The sequence below is a fragment of the Caulobacter sp. RHG1 genome (genome assembly GCF_013181195.1).
GTDB lineage: Bacteria > Pseudomonadota > Alphaproteobacteria > Caulobacterales > Caulobacteraceae > Caulobacter.
This window is the reverse complement of sequence record NZ_SMZP01000004.1, coordinates 133,755-152,564: the sequence shown is the minus strand read 5'-3', so window position 1 is coordinate 152,564 and position 18,810 is coordinate 133,755. Positions and strand designations below refer to the sequence as shown.

General features: G+C 69.1%; 15 protein-coding genes. 5 read left to right on the top strand and 10 right to left on the bottom strand.

The genetic code is table 11. The features are described from left to right. The first annotated feature begins 306 nt into the window (after positions 1–306). Complete coding sequence (locus E1H18_RS11810; RefSeq protein ID WP_206679058.1) at positions 307–1,815, top strand: MDR family MFS transporter; 1,509 nt, start codon at positions 307–309, stop codon at positions 1,813–1,815. On the opposite strand, the gene E1H18_RS11805 is transcribed toward E1H18_RS11810, so the two are convergent. Next, positions 1,812–2,735, bottom strand: coding sequence for a LysR family transcriptional regulator (locus tag E1H18_RS11805; RefSeq protein ID WP_241735991.1), 924 nt, complete (start codon positions 2,733–2,735; stop codon positions 1,812–1,814). The genes E1H18_RS11810 and E1H18_RS11805 overlap by 4 nt on opposite strands. 182 nt (positions 2,736–2,917) lie before the next feature. Between E1H18_RS11805 and E1H18_RS11800 the strand changes: the two genes are divergently transcribed. Then, complete coding sequence (locus E1H18_RS11800; protein ID WP_172268154.1) at positions 2,918–4,921, top strand: TonB-dependent receptor domain-containing protein; 2,004 nt, start codon at positions 2,918–2,920, stop codon at positions 4,919–4,921. A 24-nt stretch (positions 4,922–4,945) separates the two neighbouring features. Next, the gene (locus tag E1H18_RS11795; RefSeq protein ID WP_172268151.1) at positions 4,946–6,334 is read left to right on the top strand and encodes a YncE family protein; all 1,389 of its coding nucleotides are present in this window, start codon (positions 4,946–4,948) and stop codon (positions 6,332–6,334) included. 55 nt (positions 6,335–6,389) lie between these two features. On the opposite strand, the gene E1H18_RS11790 is transcribed toward E1H18_RS11795, so the two are convergent. Beyond that, entirely contained in the window at positions 6,390–7,124 is a 735-nt protein-coding gene (locus E1H18_RS11790) for an alpha/beta hydrolase (RefSeq protein ID WP_172268148.1), read from the bottom strand. Positions 7,125–7,153: 29 nt separating this feature from the next. On the opposite strand from E1H18_RS11790, the gene E1H18_RS11785 reads away from it, so the two are divergent. Together E1H18_RS11785 and E1H18_RS11780 are read left to right on the top strand one after the other, a co-directional pair. Further along, positions 7,154–8,239: an iron ABC transporter permease gene (locus E1H18_RS11785; protein ID WP_241735990.1), complete on the top strand. Its 1,086-nt coding sequence runs from the start codon at positions 7,154–7,156 to the stop codon at positions 8,237–8,239. Beyond that, on the top strand, positions 8,236–9,003 hold the full coding sequence (locus E1H18_RS11780; RefSeq protein WP_172268142.1) for an ABC transporter ATP-binding protein: 768 nt from the start codon (positions 8,236–8,238) through the stop codon (positions 9,001–9,003). Before E1H18_RS11785 ends, E1H18_RS11780 begins: the two co-directional genes overlap by 4 nt. Positions 9,004–9,045: 42 nt before the next feature. Here E1H18_RS11780 and E1H18_RS11775 read toward each other — a convergent pair whose 3' ends face one another. The 8 genes from E1H18_RS11775 to E1H18_RS11740 form a co-directional block, all read right to left on the bottom strand. Continuing rightward, positions 9,046–10,116: a YncE family protein gene (locus E1H18_RS11775; protein WP_172268139.1), complete on the bottom strand. Its 1,071-nt coding sequence runs from the start codon at positions 10,114–10,116 to the stop codon at positions 9,046–9,048. A gap of 17 nt (positions 10,117–10,133) precedes the next feature. Next, the gene (locus E1H18_RS11770; RefSeq protein WP_172268136.1) at positions 10,134–11,264 is read right to left on the bottom strand and encodes an ABC transporter substrate-binding protein; all 1,131 of its coding nucleotides are present in this window, start codon (positions 11,262–11,264) and stop codon (positions 10,134–10,136) included. Beyond that, positions 11,254–13,308, bottom strand: coding sequence for a TonB-dependent receptor domain-containing protein (locus tag E1H18_RS11765; protein ID WP_172268133.1), 2,055 nt, complete (start codon positions 13,306–13,308; stop codon positions 11,254–11,256). The genes E1H18_RS11770 and E1H18_RS11765 overlap by 11 nt, the downstream gene beginning before the upstream one ends. Positions 13,309–13,508: 200 nt before the next feature. Beyond that, a complete protein-coding gene (locus E1H18_RS11760; protein WP_172268130.1) occupies positions 13,509–14,174 on the bottom strand; it encodes a DedA family protein in 666 nt (221 codons plus the stop codon). 66 nt (positions 14,175–14,240) lie between these two features. Beyond that, positions 14,241–15,695 (bottom strand): efflux transporter outer membrane subunit, encoded by a 1,455-nt coding sequence (locus E1H18_RS11755; protein ID WP_172268127.1) that lies wholly within the window; start codon positions 15,693–15,695, stop codon positions 14,241–14,243. Continuing rightward, a complete protein-coding gene (locus E1H18_RS11750; RefSeq protein WP_172268124.1) occupies positions 15,692–16,573 on the bottom strand; it encodes an efflux RND transporter periplasmic adaptor subunit in 882 nt (293 codons plus the stop codon). Before E1H18_RS11750 ends, E1H18_RS11755 begins: the two co-directional genes overlap by 4 nt. 2 nt (positions 16,574–16,575) lie before the next feature. Next, positions 16,576–16,785 (bottom strand): DUF1656 domain-containing protein, encoded by a 210-nt coding sequence (locus E1H18_RS11745; RefSeq protein ID WP_172268121.1) that lies wholly within the window; start codon positions 16,783–16,785, stop codon positions 16,576–16,578. Beyond that, positions 16,782–18,800 (bottom strand): FUSC family protein, encoded by a 2,019-nt coding sequence (locus E1H18_RS11740; RefSeq protein WP_172268118.1) that lies wholly within the window; start codon positions 18,798–18,800, stop codon positions 16,782–16,784. Before E1H18_RS11740 ends, E1H18_RS11745 begins: the two co-directional genes overlap by 4 nt. Positions 18,801–18,810 lie beyond the last annotated feature (10 nt).

Sequence of the window (18,810 nt, the reverse complement as noted above, 5' to 3'; positions counted from 1 at the left end):
CTGCGGCCCCTTCTCTTTTTCTCCGGACGCGGGAACGGAAGGTCGATTGGCCGGTTCTTATCTGCGTCCGGACAGCGGCTTCATGGCCCTGGGGACGCCAGCGGCCCGGCCTCACGCCCCCCCGACAGACGCCGGGCCGCACCCTTCCTCCCCATAGCGAAGACAAAAGCGCCCACCGGCTCTGGGCCTGCGCGACGACGCGGCCTAAGAGGAGCGCGGGGGGAAACGCCGTAGCTCGTCGAGTGACACCGTGACCGTTTGCCTGCTCCCCGCCCCGACCTCCTCGAAGGACGTGCGAGCCCTGGCGTGGTGAGGCTGCGCCGGCGCGGCCTGGCCTCCATCAACGCCGAAGTCCGCGACGGCATCGTGCCCGCCGCCGACGGCGTGACCGTCGCCCCCGCCAGCGGCGCGCCGATCGATCCTCCGCACAAGCGCTCGTACCGGGTGGTGGCGATGATCATCGCCTGCGCGCTCTTCATGGAGCAGATGGACGCCACCGTGCTGGCGACCGCCCTGCCAACCATGGCCCGCGACTTCGGCGTGCCCGCGCCCAGCCTCAGCTCGGCCCTGACCACCTATCTGCTGGCCCTGGCGATCTTCATCCCGGCCAGCGGCCGTCTGGCCGACCGCTTCGGGGCCAAGACCGTGTTTCGCCTGGCCATCGTGACCTTCATGCTGGGCTCGATCCTGTGCGGCCTCGCCCCCAACCTGCCGACCCTGATCCTGGCGCGTTTCGTCCAGGGCGTGGGCGGGGCGATGATGATCCCGATCGGACGTCTGGTGCTGCTGCGCTCGGTGGCGCGACAGGACATGGTCTCGGCGACCTCGTGGCTGATCATGCCCGCTCTGATCGGCCCGATCCTGGGCCCGCCGATCGGCGGCTTCATCGTCACCTACTTGGACTGGCGCTGGATCTTCTACCTCAACATCCCGATCGGCATTCTGGGCATCGTCCTGGTCACCCTCTTCATCGACGAGATCCGCGGCGAGCGACCGCCGAAGGCCGACGGCGTCGGCTTCCTGCTGTCGGGCGTGTCGCTGGGCTGCCTGCTGTTCGGCTTCGAAATGACCAGCCGCAGCGGCGAACTGCCCGCCGCCCTGGCGTTGATCGCGATCGGCGTCGCGGCGGGCGTGCTCTACATCCGCCATGCCAGGCGGCACGTCGCGCCGATCCTGGACCTGAGCCTGATGCGCGTGCCGTCGTTTCGACTGTCGGTGATCGGCGGCTCGTTGACCCGTATCACCCAGGGAGCCCAACCGTTCCTGCTGCCGCTGATGCTGCAGCTGGGCTTTGGCATGAGCGCGGCGGTCAGCGGCACGATCACCATCGCCGGGGCTATCGGCTCGCTGGCGATGAAGAGCCTGGCCCCGCGACTGCTGCGCCGGTTCGGTTTCCGCGACAGCATGATCGTCGGCGGCCTGGCCGCCAGCGCCGGCTATGCGGCCTGCGGCTTCTTCCGCCCCGAGTGGCCAATCTGGCTGATCTTCCTGACCCTGCTGCTCAGCGGCTTCTGCATGTCGTTCCAGTTCACCGCCTACAACACCATCGCCTATGACGAGATCCCGCCCGAGCGAATGAGCGCGGCGACCAGCTTCTATTCCACCTTCCAGCAACTGATGTTGTCGATGGGAATTTGCGTCGGGGCTGGAGCCCTGCACGTCGGCATGCTGGCCGGCGGCCACGCCACGCCACAGCTGCGCGATTTCACCCTGGCCTTCCTGGTGGTGACGGCGGTCTCGACCTCGGCGACGATCTGGAACCGCCGCTTCGACAAGGACGCCGGCGCCGAGCTCAGCGGCCAGAAGCGGGCCTAGGCGATCCGGCGGAGCGCCTCGGCGTCGTTGGCGGCCTGAGCCGCCGACAGCTGGCGCACCAGCCACTGGGTCGCGTCGTCGTTCGTCGAGCGCTCGTGCCAGGCCACGTAGTAGTCGAAGTTCGGCATCGCGATCGGCGGCTCGAACACCGCCAGGCCGTAGACCCCGGCGAAGTAGCGCGCCGCGCGCGACGGCAGCACCGACAGGGCGTCGGTCTCGGCCACCAGATACGGGATGCTGGAGAAGCTTGGCGCCGACAGCAGCATGCGCCGGCTGGCGGTGTCGACGCCCTCGCCCGTCAAGGGCTCGACATAGCCGTCACCCACCAGGGCCGCGACGTGCGGCCAGTCGAAGAAGCGCTCGACCGTGACCGGCTCGGCCAGCACCGGATGGTCGCGGCGGGCGATGCACAGGCGATGTTCGGTGAACAGCCGCTTCCACTGCACGCCCGCATGCTCGGGACGGTAGCCGATGATCACCAGGTCCAGCCAGCCGCCCGCCAAACGCTTGAGGCTGGCCGAGGACAGGGCCTCGATGTCGAACGAGACCGACGGCGCGGCCTTGGCCATGCCCGCCAGCGCGCCGCGGATCACCGACAGGATGCCGAAGTCGGTCGAGGCGATGCGGAACGACCGCTCCAGCCGCGCCGGATCGAAGTCCTGCGGCAACAGCAGCCGCTCGCCGGTCGTCAGCCAGCGCCGCAGCGGTTCGGCCAGCGCCTCGGCATAGGGCGTCAGCACCATGCCGCCCCCGCCCCGGACCAGCAGCGGATCGCCCAGCTGGTCGCGCAGACGCGCCAGGATCCGGCTCATGGCCGGCTGGCTCACCCCCATCCGATCGGCCGCACGCGACACGCTCCGCGTTTCCAGCAGCGCTTCCAGATTGGCGAGCAGGCGAAGATCGGGGCGGCGATGGGACAAACTGAAACTCCGCTATGACGCGCACGCATGGTCGGCATGCCGACGAAGTCATGGCCGCATATGCGAGTGACTATTAAATGCACAACCCGCCGCTTCGCAATTGAAAGCGGGCTTTCAGCGTCCTGGACGGACCCCACGACGGGTTCTTCGCGATCGGACGCTGGCTACGAACGGGGAACTCGATGTCTGCTCAAAACCGCCCGCTGCGCCGCCTTGCGGCCGCAGCGCTGCTCGCCACGACCGCGCTCTCAGGCGCCGCCTTCGCCGCCGAGACGGGCGACGCCGACAATACCCAGCTGGACAGCCTGGTCGTCACCGCCGCGGGCCGCGCTCAGCAGGTCAAGGACGCGCCGGCCTCGATTAGCGTCATCACCCGCGAAACCCTGGAGCAGGCCCCCTATCGCCAGATCACGGACGCTCTGCTGGACATTCCCGGCGTCACCATCACGCCCGGCGAAGGCAACACCCGCGACATCTCGATCCGGGGCATGGGCGCGGCCTACACGCTGATCCTGGTCGACGGCAAACGCCTGAACTCGCGCGAGTCGCGCACCAATGGCGGCAACATCGCCGAGAGCGGCCTGCTGCCGCCGATGGAGGCCATCGAGCGCATCGAGGTCGTGCGCGGCCCGATGTCGTCGCTCTATGGCTCCGACGCCATGGGCGGCGTGATCAACGTCATCAGCCGCCGGGTCGGCGACGACTGGAACGGCAGCGTGCGCGTCAACGGCACCGCCCAAACCGCCAAGGCCTTCGGCGACTATTGGGACGCCAATTTCTACGCCAGCGGCCCGCTGGTGAAGGACAAGCTGGGCCTGCAGCTGACCGGCTCGGTCAATCGCCGCAAGGAAGACGACATCCTCAGCGCCTCGCCCGAGCGCAAGGACCAGAGCCTGGCCGCCAAGCTGGGCTGGACGCTGAGCGGCACGCAGAGTCTGCTGTTCGAAGCCGCCTATTACGACCAGGGCGCCTATCAGACCGCCGGAAAGACCGCCGCGGTCAGCGCCACGGCCCCGGCCGGGACCAAGACCAAGCAGACCCAGGAACGCTTCGTCTACGCCGTCAGCCACTCGGCCGACTGGGGCTGGGCGACGTCGGAATCCTACGTCCAGTTCGAGGACGCGACCCGCAAGGAAACCAACGTCAACATCCAGAACACGGTGGCCCAGACCTCGTGGATCGTGCCGATCGCCAGCCACACGCTGAACGTCGGAGCCTTCTACAGCTTCGCCGATCTCTACGCCCCGGCCGGCAACGGCCTGACCGTCAACGGCAAGATGCGCGACGCGGCCGACCGCACCCAGTGGGCCCTGTTCGCGGAAGATGAGTGGCGGCTGACCGATACGTTCGCCCTGACCGGCGGCCTGCGGATGGACGACCACGACCTGTATGGCTCGCACTGGTCGCCGCGCATCTACGGCGTCTGGAAGCCGACCCCCGAACTGATCATCAAGGGCGGCGTCTCGACCGGCTTCCGCGCGCCGGACATCCGTCAGACCCTGGCCGACTGGGGTCAGACCAGCCGCGGCGGCAACGTCTACGGCAACCCCGACCTGAAGGCCGAGACCTCGCTGACCTATGAGGCCAGCGTCACCTACGCCTTCCCGGCCGGCGTCGAGGTGGGCCTGACCGCCTATCAGACCGACTTCAAGGACAAGATCCTGCGCGTCAGCTGCGTGCAGGCCGGCGCCTGGTGCGTCAGCGAACCGGCCAACAGCTCGGGCCGCTTCGGCACCACCTACATCAATGTCGACGAGGCCCGCATCCGCGGCCTGGAAGCCACGATCAGCGCCAACCTGACGCCGTCGGTCAGCCTGCGCGCCTCGGGCACCCTGACCGACTCCGAGCAGCGCACCGGGGCCAACGCCGGCGCGGCCCTGAACGAAACGCCCAAGCAGCAGGCCAGCCTGTCGCTGAACTACCGCCCCAAGCACACGAAGTTCAGCGCCTACGCCCGCGCCGTCTACTACGGTGAGGAAGCCCAGGCCGCCGTCGCGATCAGCGCCTCGAATATCATCTCGCCGGCCTACACCATGGTCGACGTGGGCGGCGCCTACGACGTCAGCGACCGCGTGACCCTGCGCGCCGGGGTCCAGAACCTGCTCGACAAGAAGATGGACTACGAGACGTACGGCTACGTGAACGATCGCGCGCGCGTCTGGATGGGCCTGTCGGCCCGCTTCTAAGCAATCAAAGAAGAGAGAAAGACCATGATGCTCCGCTCATCGCTCATCGCCCTGCTGGCGACCGCCGCCCTGGCGCCGGCCGTCCAGGCCCAGAGCTTCTCCGCGCCCGACAAGGCCTTCAAGGGCGACGTACGTTTCGCCGCCGCCACCCAAGGCCAGCCGATCCTGGCCGGCGCCGAGGTCGTGGCCACCGGCCAGGGCTTCAAACCCGGCCAGGCCGTTCGCGTGCTGCATGGCGTAACCCCGGTGACCGCTGATCTCGTCGCCGACGCCAAGGGCGGTTTCGAGACCCGATTCAAGCTGCCGGCCGACGCCGCTGTCGGCGTCCACCCGCTGGTGGTTGTCTCCTCGGCCCCCTATGGCGCGGCCCTGGCCGAGCTGAAGGTGTCGCCGAACGTGCCGCTGACCGGCGCCGACCGCTACGACATCAAGCGCGGCGCGGCTTCGCGCGGCCTCTACCAGACCGCCTACAGCGCCAAGAACAAGGCGGTGTTCGTGACCTCGGCCGTCGGTCGCCCGCCGGTCAAGCAGTCCGAGCTGCTGAAGATGGACGCCACCACCCTGGCTATCCAGGCGCGCGCCACGCCCGCGGCCGCACCGTCGCGCCAAGGCCGTTCGGGCGAGACGATCGATGGCGGCGTCTACGCCGTCTACGGCGTCGGCGTCGATGACGTCCACGACACGGTGTGGACGACCAACAGCCGCCAGAACACGGTCGCCGTCTACAAGCAGTCGGACCTGTCTCTGGTGCGCCAGTTCGAGGCCGGCACGGTCAACCACGCCCGTGACGTCGTCGTCGATCCGGCCCGTAACAAGGCCTATGCCAGCGCCACGTTCGAGCCCGAGGTGGTCGTGTTCGACACCGCCAAGACCGAGGTCGCGCGTCGCATTGCGATCGCCAGCGCCCAGCGCGGCGAAAAGTTCTCGGCCGCCAGCCTGTCGCTGAACGCCGCCGCCGGCCGCCTGTACGTGGTCAGCAACAGCACCAACGAGGTGGCCGTCATCGACACCGCCGCCGACACCGTGCTGAAGGTCCTTCCCGTGCCCGGCGCCCGCAGCGCCATCGGCGTCTCGCACGATCCGCAGACCGGCCGCATCTTCGTGGCCGCGCAAGGCAGCGACAATGTCGTGGTGCTGGATGGGGAGACCGGCGCGGTCGTCGCCGACACCCCGGTCGGGGCCGGTGCGCTGAACGTGGTCTTCGATCCGGCCAGCCGCCAGGCCTTCGTCGCCAACCGCGCCTCCAGCACGGTCGCGGTGATCGACGCCGACGGCAAGCTAGTCGCCAATGTCGGCGGCGCCCCGATGGCCAACCACGTGGCCGGCGACGGCAAGGGCGTGGTGTACGCCGTCACCAAGGGCGGCGAGCAGGACAACGCCAACACCGTCTGGCGGATCAAGGCCAAGCGCTGATCCGGCTTAAAGTCCGAAGAAAACCCCCGTCGCATCCGCGGCGGGGGTTTTCGCGTCACTGGCCACAGGCGTGGCGAAGCGCGTCGGGGATCAGCGCGAACGGGGCCGAGCCATGATCTGCGCCAGACGCGATCCGGGTCGCGGCCGGACCGCCGGCCGCCCAGCCCGCAATGCGGGAACTCATGTCCCGCGCCGCCTCGGCCTCGCCCCAGCCGACCAACAGCTCGGCGCTGGCGATGACGGGATCGGGCGTATGCCACCACAGCGACGGACTGAGGCTGATCCAGCGGGCGAAGGCCTTTGGCTCCGCCTCCAGCGTCTCCAGCACGAACAGGCCGGCCAGCGAATGACCCAGCAGCGACAACCGCGACGCATCGATCGGGGCGGCCGCCTTCACCCGGGGCAGGATCTGATCCAGCAGGAACATCCGGAACGCCTCGCCGCCGCCATAGGGACCCGACCAGCTGGTTTCGGGACACGGACGGCTGGTGAAGTCGCGCGAGCGTTGCCCCTCCCCGCCCTCGGCGCGGTGGGCCAAGGCCGCGACGACCATCGGCGCGACGCCGGTCTTCTGCGGACGATGCGCCAAGGCCTTGGCCGCGCCGGTCAGGGCGCCGAAGAAACGGTCACCGTCCAGCGCGACCAAGCAAGGCCAGCCCTGCGCCGGCGCCTCGCCGTGCGGGACGCTCAACAGGAGGTCGAAGCGCCGTCCATCCGGCCCCTTCAGCGTGAGGATATGACAGTCCTGGGGGTTCCAGGGGGTCCAGGCGGCAAGCTCTACGCGGGTCATGCGGCCTTCCTAGCCCATGGCGCCGCATCATGCTAATGCGACGCGTTCCGAACATGACCATGACCACCGCCCCCACTATCGACGCCATTCTGCATGAGCACCGCCGCTTACGCGTGCGCCGCCACGCCCTGCTCGTCGCCCTGGCCATTGCGTGCCTTGCAGCCATCGCCCTGGACGTCGCCACCGGCCCCTCGGCCATGTCGCCGTGGAAGATCGTCACCGGCCTGATCAACCCCGGGTCGCTGAGCCCATCCGAGGCCGCTATCGTCTGGCAAATCCGCCTGCCCTACGCGCTGACCGCCGTGCTGGTTGGCGCCTGCCTGGCTTTGTCCGGGGCCGAGATGCAGACCGTGCTCGACAATCCTCTGGCAAGTCCCTTCACCCTGGGCGTCTCATCGGCCGCTTCGTTCGGCGCGTCGCTGGCCATCGTGCTGGGTCTGGGTGTCCCCTTCCTGCCGTCGGACGCCATCGTCGCCCTGAACGCCTTCGTCTTCGCGTTCGGCTCGGTGCTCTTGCTGCAGGCTATGGCCCGCGCCCGACGCGGCGGCGTGCAGAGCATCGTGCTGTTCGGCATCGCCATGGTCTTCGCCTTCAACGCCCTCACCGCGCTCGTCCAGTTCGTCGCCTCGCAGGAGGCGCTGCAGCAGCTGGTGTTCTGGACCATGGGCTCCCTGTCGCGGGCCAGCTGGCGCTCGGTCGCCGTGCTGGCGGCGGTGCTGGCCCTGGCCGCGCCGTTCTCGTGGGTAGCCGCCCGCGCCCTGACCGCCCTGCGCCTGGGTGAGGACCGCGCCGCCAGCGCCGGCGTCGATGTCGCCCGCCTGCGCTTCTTCTCCATGCTGCGCGCCAGCCTGCTGTCAGCCACCGCCGTGGCCTTCGTCGGCGTCGTCGGCTTCGTCGGTCTGGTGGGTCCCCACATCGCCCGCCTGCTGGTCGGCGAGGACCACCGCCTGTTCCTCCCCGCCAGCGTGCTTTCCGGGGCCTTGCTGATGTCGCTGGCCTCGGCGGCGTCCAAGACCATGGTCCCCGGCGCGCTGCTGCCCGTGGGGGTGGTCACCGCCGTGATCGGCGTGCCGGCCTTCCTGTTCTTGATCTTCAAGAGCGGGGCGCGCGGATGAGTCTTTTGGTCAACGGCCTGACGGCCCGCTACGGCGACCAGGTCATCCTCTCGGATCTGTCACTTGCCTCCCTGCCCCGCGGCGAGGTCACGTCGCTGGTCGGGCCGAACGGGGCCGGCAAGAGCACCCTGCTGCGCGCCATCGCGGGCCTCGCCTCAGCCAGCGGCCAAGTGCGGCTGGACGACCTGTCGCTGGACCGGATGTCGATCGCCGAGCGCGCCCGCCACGTCGCCTACATGCCCCAGACCCTGCCGGCCAATGTGGCGCTGACGGTGCTGGAGACAGTGATCGCCGCGCTGGAAGCCTCGCCTTCCGCCGTCGGCGGCGACGCCGCGGTCCGCGCCATGGCCGCGCTGGAGCGTGTCGGCGCGACGCCGCTGGCCCTGAAGCGCCTGGACCGCCTGTCCGGCGGCCAAAGGCAGATCGCCGCCCTTGCCCAAGCCATCGTGCGCGAGCCCCGCGTGCTGCTGCTGGACGAGCCGACCAGCGCCCTGGACCTGCGCCATCAATTGGAAGTGCTGAGCCTCGCAAAAGCCTATGCGCGCGAGACCGACGCTGTCGTGGTGCTGGTGCTGCACGACCTGCAGGCGGCCGCGCGCGTGTCGGACCATGTCGTGGTGCTGGCCAATGGCCGAGTGCGGGTCGAAGGTCCGCCGTCTGAGGCGATCACGCCGACGACCCTGGCCGACGTCTGGCAGGTCCGCGCCCGCGTCGAGGCCTGCGCCCAGGGCCAGATCCAGGTGATGGTCGACGCAGTCCTCTAAAGCAAAACGCCGAGGCCCTTGGGGACCCCGGCGTTACGGTTCTTACGGCTTGATGATCGTCACCGTGTCGCCGGTCGGATCCTCCGGAACCGGCGTGCCAGCCGGCGCATTGCGCGGCAGGCCCTTGGCCTTGTTGGTCACGTAGACAAGGTGCGTCTTGCGATCGATGGCGATAGTCTGCGGCATCGTCCCGGTCGCCAGGTTGGCCAGCACGGCGTAGTCCTTGCCGTTGACCACGGTCACCGTGCCTTCGCCGCGATTGGCGACGTAAACGCGGTCGAGGCCGCCGTCATAAGCGACGCTGAGCGCGCCCTTTCCGGTCGCGACCTGGCGGATCACCTTGCCGTCTACCGAGCTCATGACAGTCAGGTCGCCCGAACCCTGGCTGGCCACGAACAGACGCTTGCCGGCCGCGTCGTAGGCGACATTGGCCGGCTCCTTGCTGCCTGTCGGCCAGGCGACGGCGGCGTCGCCCTTGGCCAGGTCGATGACGCCGATGTCCTGCGAGCCCATGCCTGTCACGAACAGGCGGTTACCGGCGACGTCCAGCGCCGCGCCGGTCAGCACGCCGACCGGCGTCTTGATCTTGCGCTCGATCGTGTTGGTCGCGCCGTCGATCACCCAGACCAGATTCGGACGGCTGGTGTCGCCCGCCTGGCCGCCGACCGTCGTAACGTAGGCCTTGTTGCGTTGCTCATCGACGATGACCTCGCGGACGTGGGCGGAGTCGTCGTCGCCGTCCTTGATCTCGGCGATGACCTTGCCGGTGCGGGCGTCCAGCGCCAGGACCGAACCGGTGCGGGTCACGGTGCCGTACAGCACCTGGGTCTTGGCGTTGAAGCCCAGGCCATAGACCGGGGTCTTGGAGACGTCGATCAGCGCCAGCGGCGTCAGGTCGGCCTTCAGGTGCGCCACCGAGCCCCTGGTCTCGCCGCGCGGACCGGTGGCGGCGACCAGCAACGTGCTGTCGGCCGGATTGAACGCGATCTCGTAGAGACCGCCAGGCTCGATCTTGGCCGTAGCGCCCAGCGACTGGGCGGCGACCGGCGCGGCGAGGCCAAGGCACAGGGCCACGGCCGCGCTCGCGATGAGCGAGGTGCGGGTAACGGACATCAGCATACTCCTAGGGGTCAGGCCGACTTGAGGTCGGCCCAGTAGTCGCCGCGATAAGGCACGGCCAAAAATCGGGTGTTGATCTCGTCCAGCGTCGCGCGCGGGTTCAGGTCGCCGAACAGATCCGGATGGATCCACTTGGCCATGACCTCGACGGCGACCACATCGATCGGCGAGTTGATCAGTTGGTGCGACAGGCCGTGGGCCCGGCCCTCGCGCACGGCCTTCAGGGTCGAGATCCCCCGACGACCGGCGACGCGGGAAAGGCCCGCCTGCGACTGCTCGGGCGTGAAATCCGGGCCGACGACGAAGCCTCCGGCCTTCTTCAGATGCGGGCCGCCGGTGGCGATATAGACGTCCGGATCGCGCTGGATCACGTATTCGAGGTTCAGCTTGCCGGACGGCGCCTTCAGCACGTCGGCGCCGATGTTCCGACCACCGACGAAGTCGATGTAGTCGCCGACATTGCCCTTGCCCGGTGAGTTGCAGCAGTCGGGCGTGATCATCGCGTGCGGCTCCAGGAACACCGTCGGACGGCGCTCCTGCGGCACGGTGGCGACCTTGGCTGCGATGGCGTCCAGCCTGGCCTTCTTGAAGCTGTTGAAGGCTGCGGCTTGCTCGCTGCGGCCGATCAGGGCGCCCAGCAGGGCCAGGCTGCGGGCCTGGTTCTGGAAGGGGTGGTTGAAGAAGTCGATGAAGGCCGCCGGGACACCGGCCGCCTCCAGCTGGCCGGCCTGCTCGTCGCTGGGGCCGGAGTCCATCGACACCACAGCCAGCGCCGGCTTGGCGGCCAGCACGGCTTCCAGGTTGAACGGCTCGCCCGAGCGCGGGATCTTGGGCAGGGCCTTCAGCGCCGGCCACTTCTCGGTGAAGGCGGCGAACATGTCGGGACTGATGCGGTTGACGTCACCGCCCCAGGCCGCCAGCAACGACACCGGATCAGGATGGATCAAGGCGAGAGCGATCAGGTAACGCCCGTCGTCGATGCTGAGCTTGCCGCCCTGCGCCAGCGGTTTCACCGGCCGGCCCTTCAGGTCGCTCAGCGCGCTCTTCTCGGACTTGGTCGCGGTCTGGCCGCAGGCGGTCAGCGCGCCCGCGCTAGCCAGGGCCAGCAGGGCGGAACGGCGCGAAAGAGACTTAGAACTCATAGTTCACCCCGATCCAGCCGCGACGACGATCCCCCTGGAAGTCGAAGTCGGCCACGTTGATTTGCTTGTCCGTCAGGTTGTAGACGCCCAGCTTCAGGCTGACCGTCGGGGTCACCCGCCAGTTCGCGCCGATATCGGCGGTCGTGTAGGCGGGGTAGCGGCGGCCCACCTGGACGTTGCCATTCATCAGCGGCGCGCCGTTGGTCCCGACCCGCAAGCCGGCGTTGATCTCTTCGCCGTGGTAGTTGACAGCGCCCCACAGGTTGAAGCGGTCGTTGACCGTGTAGTCGGCGCGGACATTGGCCATGTGCTTGGGCGTGCGCGCCAGCGGCAGGCCCTTGTAGGTCCCGGACTCCTGCTTGGAGTCGGTCCAGGTGTAGCCGGCCTTCAGCGCCAGGGCGTCGATCGGTTTCCAGCGGCCCGACAGTTCGACGCCGGTCAGCTCGGCGTCCTGCAGATTGTACCAGTAGTAAAGGCGATAGCCGGGGTTCTCGGCCCAGCGGACGATCGCGCCAGCCGCGTCATAGACGATGGCGCTGTCGATCTTGTCCTTGAACTTGGTGCGGAACACGGTGGCGCTGGCCGAGACGGCCGACGACGGGTTCCACAGCACGCTGGCTTCGAAGTTGAGGCTTGTCTCGGGCTTGATGTTCGGATCGCCGATGATCACGCCGCAGGTGCCCGTCGGGCCGACCGAGCAGACCGCGCCGCCCGTGACGTAGGCATAGCCCGTGGCTACCTGGCGCAACTCAGGCGCGCGGAAACCGGTCGAGACCCCGCCCTTGACCGTCCAGGCGTCGGTCGGCGTCCAAACGGCATAAAGGCGCGGGCTCCAGTGCGAGCCATAGCGCTCGTGATCATCGAAGCGCAGGCCGCCGGTCAGGGCGAACTGCGGCGACAGCCGCCACTCGTCCTCGACGAACAGCGCCCGCTGCCAGACCGAGAACGCAGCCGAGGCGGTCGCGTTGACGCCCGGGTTCACGTCGTCCAGCTGGTTCTTGATGTACTGACCGCCGACGACCAGTTGGTGGTCGCCCAGAGGCGTGTCGTCCAGCGGAATGTTGAACAGGGCGTCGGCGACGGTGTTGGTCAGCTCGGGCGCGCGAACGTTCTTGACCCAGGCGCCGCGCGTCATGGCGTAGTTGGCGCGCTCGGTCGCTTCGCGCAGGATCGACAGCTGGCTGGTCCCCCAGTCCCAGCGGCCGTTCCAGCTCAGCGAGCCGGCGGTGCGGTTGTTGGTGTGATAGTTCGCGGCGGTCGCGGCCGTCAGGGTCTTTCCCGGACCGAAGCTGCGCTTGACGTCCATGCGGTCGACCTGGAGCAGCACATCGTTGCGGTCGTTGGGCGTCCAGGCCAGGCGGCCGGTGACATTCCAGTCCTTGGAGCCCCCCGCCCCATTGAGGATGCCGTCTTCGTCGCGGGCGTAGGAACGGCCCCAGATCTGCGCGCCCAGCACGCCCTCGACCAACGGACCGGCCAGATAGCCCTGCACCTGGCTCCAGTTCCCGCTCTTGCCCTTCTGCGCGATATGGTCGGCGCCGATCGAGCCGCCCCAGCGGTCGGGCACCTTGCGGGTGATGATGTTGATCACGCCGCCGATGGCGTCCGAACCGTACAGTGACGACATCGGACCGCGCACGACCTCGATGCGCTCGATGGCGCCCGACGGCGGGGTGAAGGCCTGCTCCAGGCCGCTGTTGCCATTGACCCGGCTGTCGCGTGTCGACTGGCGCTTACCGTCGACCAGGATCAGCGTGTAGCTGCCCGGCAGGCCCCGGATGAAGACGTCCTGGAAGTTGGAGCCGCCGCTGATCGAGACGCCCTCGACGTCGCGCAGAGCGTCCGTCAGGTCGGCGTTGGGTCGATTGGCCAGGGTCTCGGCGGTGACCACCGAGATCGAGGCGGGAGCCTCGACCAGGCGCTGGGCGCGCGTGGAGGCGGTGACCACCACGGCGTCGACCTGATCGGCCGGAACGGTTTCGGCAGCGGCCGCGCTGCAAACGCCGGCCATGCCGGCAGCCATCAGAAGAGTGCGATATTTCATGGACCTGCCCCGAGACTTGACCGCTCGGCTAATGCAAGTCGTTCTCAAGTGCAAGAAATAGGCAGCTTCGCGCTGCGCAATTCTCCAGCGTTATGAATGACATACCAAAACCGGTATGAGATGCGCGTCAGCCAGCCGCGCTCACGCGCGGCTGGCGATCAGACGTCGGAGAATAGACTCAGGAAGAAAGGCCGACGCCCTTAGGAGGCGTAGGTGCGGGCCTTGACCAGCGGAAGGCTGGGCGTCTGGCGCTCGCGCAGGGTGCGGTACAGGTGCACGCCAGCGACGATGACGGCGATCAGCAGCGCCAGGCCGCCGATGGCCAGCCACAGGGCCAGACCTTCCAGCTCGAACATGGCCAGGCCGCGGGCGGCGACATAGCCCGGCGCCAGCAAGGCTGCGACCCAGATCGCAGCCGAGCCGACATTGGCCGACTGGAACACCCAGTTGCGCATCTGCAGCATGCCGGCCATGACCGGAACAAAGGCCCGCAGCGGACCGAAGAAGCGGCCCACGAAGATCGAGACCACGCCATAGCGACGGGCGAACAGGCGCGTCCGGGCCAGAGCCCGACGGTGCGGCTTGAAAGCCTTGTGACGCATGGCGCGCGCGCCCAGACGGCGACCGATCCAGAACGAGATCGCGTCGCCGATCACCGCGCCGGCGACACACCAGGCGAACACTTCATGCATCTGCAGCACGCCGCTGGCGATCAAGCCGCCGGCCAGCAGCATCAGGGCCGCGGCCGGAACGAACGCACCGATCAGCACCAGCGATTCAAGCAGGGTCAAAGCCCCCAGCAGGGGACCTGCCCAGGCTTGGTGATCCGAAATGAACGCGGTAACGGGCGAAAGCAGACTGTGCATGTGTTCCTCAGAACGCGCAGATAGGCGCGATCGGAGTCCGCTATAAGGCGACCAGATGTCCCTGCGTCACTTTAAATTCGACTGTGGCTGAAATACCGCCGATTTCGTCTCCCAGCCGCCACCGAGAGCGAGAAAGAGATTCACCTGGTCGACGGCGACCTGAGCCTCCGAAGCGGCCAGGGCGGCCTCGGTCCCAGCCAGCGTTCGCTGGGCGTCGAGGCCGGCCAGATAAGGACTGCGCCCGGCGCGATACAGGCGCTGGGCCTGGCTCTCGGCCAACTCGGCCTGATCGCGCGCGGCTTTGAGCGCGGCCTGACGCTGCAAGTCGTGGGCATAGGCGTCCAGGCTGGTCTCGGTCTCTCGCAGGGCGTTCAGCACCACGCCGTCGAACCGCGCCAGCGCCACGTCGGCGCCGGCCTCGGCCTGGCGAATGCGGGCGCGCTCTCCCTCGCCCGGCAGGGTCCAGGTGATCAGCGAGGTCAGACCCCAGCGGTTGGCCGGCGCCAGGCCGATGTCGGCCAGCAAACCCGTCGAGCCCGCGCCAGCGCCCAGGGTGATGTTCGGATAGAGGGCGGCCGTGGCGACACCGATCCGGGCGGTGGCGCCCGCCAGGGTCCGCTCGGCCTGGCGCACGTCTGGACGACGCTTCAGCAACGCCGCGCCATCGCCGACCGGAATGGCCTGGGTCAGGGGCGGCGGATGGGCGCAGGCCTCCACCGCCTTGGGGAATTCGGCTGGCGGCTTGCCGGTCAAGGTCGCCAGCTTGAACAGCGCCGCGCGACGGCGGCTCTCGAAAGTGGGCAAGCTGGCGCGCGACTGGTCCAGCAGAGCCTGAGAGCGGGTGACGTCCACGGCCGTGCCGCGTCCGGCCTTCACCAGCCGGCGGGTGACGTCCAGACTGCGGGCCTGCAGGTCGACTGTGTGCTGGGCGACACCCAGTTCGTGACCGTTGGCGCAGGCCTCGACATAGGCGCGGGCGACGTCGGCGGCGACGCTGACGCGGGCCAGGTCGAGGGCGGCCTGGCTGGCTTCGGCGTCGGCGTGGGCGGCCTCGGCGGCGCGCTTCAGGCGGCCGACCAGATCGACCTGGTAGGACACCCGCACCCCGACATCGGCCAGGTTCTCGACCGGCAGCTGCTCGGCCTTCAGGAATTGCTCGCCCGACTCGCGGCTATGCATGGCCGCGGCCGAGGTTCCGAGCTTGAAGCCGCCCGCGTCGTCGGCCTCGCCGGCTATGGCGCGCGAACGGGCCAGATTGGCGGCGGCGACGCGCAGGTCGGTGTTGGCCGCCAGCGCCTCCTCGACCAGGCCGTTCAGCACCGGGTCGTCATAGAGCTTCCACCAGCCGGCCGGGACAGGGTCCTGGCTGACAGCCTTCGACGCCGCGCCCATGAACGGGCCTTGCGCGGCCGGCGCGTTGATCTTGGCCTCATCCGGCAGCTTGTAGTTCGGGCCGACGGTCGTGCAGGCGGCCAGGGCCAGAAGCGAACTGGCGACCGCGAGCGTTCTGAGGGGGCTCATTGGGCGGCTCCGATCACCGCGACGGTGGCGGTGCGGCCGGCGATCAGGCGCAGGTCGCGCGGCGTCTGGTCCAGGGCCACCCGCACCGGCACCCGCTGAGCCAGGCGCACCCAGCTGAAGGTCGGGTTGACGTTGGGCAGCATGGAGCTGCTCAACCCCCGGTCGCGGTCCTCGATACCGGCCGCGATCGACTGGATGTGACCCTTCAGCGCCCGATCCTCGCCCATCACCTTGACCGAGACCGGCTGGCCGATGCGCAAGGACGACAGCTTGGTCTCCTCGAAATAACCCTCGACCCGGAACGAGCGGGCGTCGATCAGGGCCAGCACCGGCTTGCCCGCGGTGACGTAGTCGCCGGTGCGCAAGGTGAGATCCGACAGGAAGCCGTCGGTCGGGGCCAGCACGACGGTGCGCTCCAGGTTCAGAGCGGCGACGTCGCGGGCGGCCAGGGCCTGGGCCAGGGCGGCGCTGGACTGCTCGACCTTGGACTGGCTCTGCTCGGTGATCTCGCCGGCCACCAGATCGCCCAGGGTGCGATTGCGGGTCAGCTCACGGCGGGCCTGGGCCAGGGTCGCGCGCTGGGCGGCCACCAGGGCGTCGGCCTGCCGCAAGGCCAGGGCGTAGCGCTCGCGGTCGACATAGAACAGCGGCTGGCCGGCCTTGACGGTCTGGTCGTTGATCGCATCGACGCGGGTCACCAGGCCCGAGACGTCGGGGGCCACCTGGACGACGTCGGCGCGGACGCGGCCGTCACGGGTCCAGGGATCGACCTGGTAGTGGGTCCACAGCGCCTTGCCGCCCACGAGAGCGGCGGCGACGACGACGCCGGTGACGGCGACGCGGCCGGCATAGGGCAGGATGGTCTTGAGCGAGGGCATGGTCAGAACTTCAGGGGTGAAGGGACAGCGACGATCGCGGCCCAGAGGATGACGAACAGGGCGGTGTCGAATAGCGCCGGGTGCCAGACGAACCGGTAGGCGCCGACCTTGGACAGCGCGCGCCGCAGCACGAACGAGGCGGCCAGGGCCAGCACGGCCGAGACCAGGACGGACGACAGGAAGACCCCGTCGATGTTCAGTTCTCCGGTCATCGGGCGGTCTCCGGAACGAAGGCGGGCGCCTCCGGGAACAGGTTGCGGCGCAGGCCCACCAGGCCCGAGACGCCGTTGACGGCCGAGGCCGCGGGGGCGATCGACAGGCCGCGAAGGGCTGCGTCGATGCAGGTCAGAAGGTCGGGGCTGGGCGCGTGGCGACGGCCGGCGGCGAGGCTGGCGAAATGCTCGCCCACCCCGTCCAGCGCGGCGTCCACACGATCCTGGCCTTCGGGCGGCAGGTCGGGACGCGCGGCCTGGACGGCGACCAGGTTCATGCCGATCCGCAGATCGCGCAAAGCGTCGACGCCCACGAAATCCTGACGCGGGCCGGCCTCGGCCAGCTTCGGCGTCAGCATGCCCAGACGGTCGACCAGGATGGCGGCGAAGGCGGCGGGCTCGGGCGCCTGGCGGGCCCGGGCCAGGCGCGACAGGCCCCTCCAGGTGCGGACCAGCAGGCGCCGGGCGCTGGCGTCCGCGCCCATCGAGCGCAGGGCCGCCGTGACGACGATGGCGAACAGCAGGCCGACGAACTGGCCCAGGTTGCCGTTCAGGAAGCTGGCGAAATCGGCGCTGAAGGTTTCCTGCAAGGCCAGGGCGTTGCAGAAGCCGATCAACACGGCCAGGGCCGCGCCCATCCGCTTGGGATCGGGAATGTACAGGCCGATGAAGATCAGCGGCGGAGCCATCACCGCCAGCAGCAGGGGAAAGCCGTCGATCGCCGGCAGGATGGCGAACATGTAGATCGCCGACAGAGGCAGGGCGGCCAACGAGAAGATCCCGAAGCTCTTGATGGCCGGCACGGGGTCGTCCATCGCCGCGAAGAAGCAGCAGAAGACGGCGGCCATGACGGGCGCGGCGGCGCCATCGCCCCAGCCGGACAGGATCCAGACGGCGCACGACAGCAGGATGGCGATCACCGCCGCTCCGCCCGACAGCAGGGCCAGCGGCAGATCAGCGTGCATCGGGTTCAGGCCCTTGGCCCGGGTCGAGGCGTCCAGATGCGGCGACAGCGGCGCGTCGGGATCGTTCAGGCGGGCCATCAGGGCGTGGCCCTCGGCCAGGGCGCGAACGGTGTCGGACAGACGCACCAGCAGGCTTTCCAGCAGGAGGCTCGACCAGGCCGCGCCGCGACGGGCGACGGCCAGGGCCTTCAGGCGCTCGATCAGGTCGAGACCCGCGTCGCGCTGACCGCCGGCCTCGATCCAGGCGACGACTTCGTTCAGCGCGCCGCGCACGCCGTCGTCCTGCACCTCGCGCAGGGCTTCCATGCGGTCGGCCAAGCCCGACAGCAGCGGGATCAGCAGCAGCATGCGCTCATGCAGGGCGCGGACGACGCCGGTGGTCTCGCGCAGGCGCGAGGTGTCGAACGGCAGGTGGACGGCCAGCATCTGGATCTCGCTGGCGGCAGCGGCCAGGTGGCGGCGGTCCCGGGCGATGGCCTCGGCGTCCTGGCCGCGCAGCACGTCCAGCGCCCAGCGGTCGGCCTCGCCCAGCCAGGTGGTCAGGCGCTGCTTCAGCACCGTGCCGACCGGCTGCGGGAACACCAGGCTGTGAACCAGGGTGGCGCACAGGATGCCTAAGCCGATCTCGACCACGCGCCAGACGGCGACGTCGAACACCGCGCCGGGCTGGCTGACGCTGGGAAAGCCGATGATGGCCGCCGTGTAGCCCGCCAACATCAGGACATAGCTGCGCGGCGTGCGGTCCAGCAACGAGATGGTCAGGCAGGCCCCGACCCACAGCGCCAAGGCCAGCGACAGCAGCCACGGCGCGTTGACGAGATTGGGCACCAGGGCGACCGCGGCGGCTGCGCCCAGCATGGTGCCCAGCACGCGATAGACGGCCTTGGACCGCACGGCCCCGGCCAGCGGCTGGCTGACGATATACGCCGTCGCCATCGCCCAGTAGGGCCGCGGCAGGCCCAGGGCGAACCCGATATAAAGGGCGAGCAGCGCCGCCGCGAAACTGTTCACCGAGAACAGCAGCGTGAACCGATTGAACTTCGGAAGCATGGGGTTTGGC